At 75.5% G+C, this 1,285-nt stretch carries 1 protein-coding gene; it reads right to left on the reverse strand.

All coding sequences use genetic code 11. The features are described 5' to 3' along the window. Positions 1-136 precede the first annotated feature (136 nt). Positions 137-931, reverse strand: coding sequence for an SCO1664 family protein (locus tag AB0J52_RS41160; protein ID WP_500188686.1), 795 nt, complete (start codon positions 929-931; stop codon positions 137-139). Positions 932-1,285: the final 354 nt, after the last annotated feature.

The following is a 1,285-nucleotide window of genomic DNA, read 5'->3' on the forward strand; positions in this document are numbered from 1 at the left end:
GTCCGGGGCCCTCCCAGGCCCGGGCGAGGAACTCGTCCCGGACGCCCACCAGGAGCACCGGGACCGGGGAGGCGGGGTCCACGCTGACGATCGCCGTACACATGGCGCCTATTGGAGCAGCCGACCCCAACCGGGGTTAAAGCGGGGGCCAGGGAATGGCGGGCCAGTCCTCGGGCGGGTAGGGGTGGATGCGGTGCTTGAGCATCAGCTCGACGCGGCGGCGCGTCGCGTCGACCTCCTCGGCGGTGAGCAGCGCGCCGAGCCGCTCGCCCAGCGGGCCGGACCGCAGCGACGCCTCCACCCGGCCGAGCGCGTCCAGCGCCTCGGCGGTCAGGGGCTTGCCGCGCCACTGCCACAGCACCGTGCGCAGCTTGTAGTCGACCGAGAAGCACACGCCGTGGTCGCAGCCGTAGACGCGGCCGTCGCCCGGCGGGAGCAGGTGCCCGATCTTGCGGTCGGCGTTGTTGACGACCGCGTCGAACACCGCCATCCGGCGGACCGGCTCGGCGTCCGAGCGGGACAGCGCGACGGTGTCGGTGTCGGGGTCGGGCTCGACCCACAGCTGCACCATGCCGACGCCGTACGGGCCGTCGCGGTGGACGGTCGGCGGGACGACGTTCCAGCCCATCGCCTGGGAGACCGCGTAGGCGGCGACCTCGCGCTCGGCGAGCGTGCCGTCCGGGAAGTCCCACAGCGGGCGCTCCCCCGCGACCGGCTTGTAGACGCACGCGGCGCGCACCCCGGCCCGCTCCACCGAGCAGTACAGGGTCGCGTTGGACGCCTGGACGAGCCGTCCCTCGACGATCAGCGTGCCCTCGGTCAGCAGCCGCTCGGCCGTCTCGGTGTCGAGGGGCGACACCGCGCCACCGCCGGCGGCGGACTCACCCCGGTGGTCGTCGGCGGGCGTGCGCCCCCGTGAAGCCTGCGTCATACGTCCATTCTCCAGGGCCCGGGGGGCATGATCCAGCAGTGGGCGGACCGGATCCGCCGGACGGGCGCGCACGAACGCGTGCCCGCGCGGCCGCCCGCGGCGAGGTGCGCACGGCCGCCCGCAGGGAGGTCCGCACGGCCGCCCGCAGGGAGATAGGCAGGGCTGCCCGCGGCGAGGTCCGCAGGGCCGCCCGGATGCGGGTGAGGGTGGGGGTTCGTAGGGAGGTCCGCGTGGGCGTCCGGACGCGGGTCCGGGTGGAGGGCCGGGCGAAGGTCCGTGTGGGGGTTCGCGCGGTCGGTGCGCTGCCCGGTGCGCGTCACCCCAGGTAGCCGTTCTGCCGGGGGCACACGTGGC

The sequence above is a fragment of the Spirillospora sp. NPDC049652 genome (assembly GCF_040675125.1).
Lineage (GTDB): Bacteria > Actinomycetota > Actinomycetes > Streptosporangiales > Streptosporangiaceae > Spirillospora.

What these genes read in the sequence shown, in the direction of transcription:
- AB0J52_RS41160 (WP_500188686.1), bottom strand. Translation starts at nt 931, where the DNA reads ATGACGCAGGCTTCACGGGGGCGCACGCCCGCCGACGACCACCGGGGT.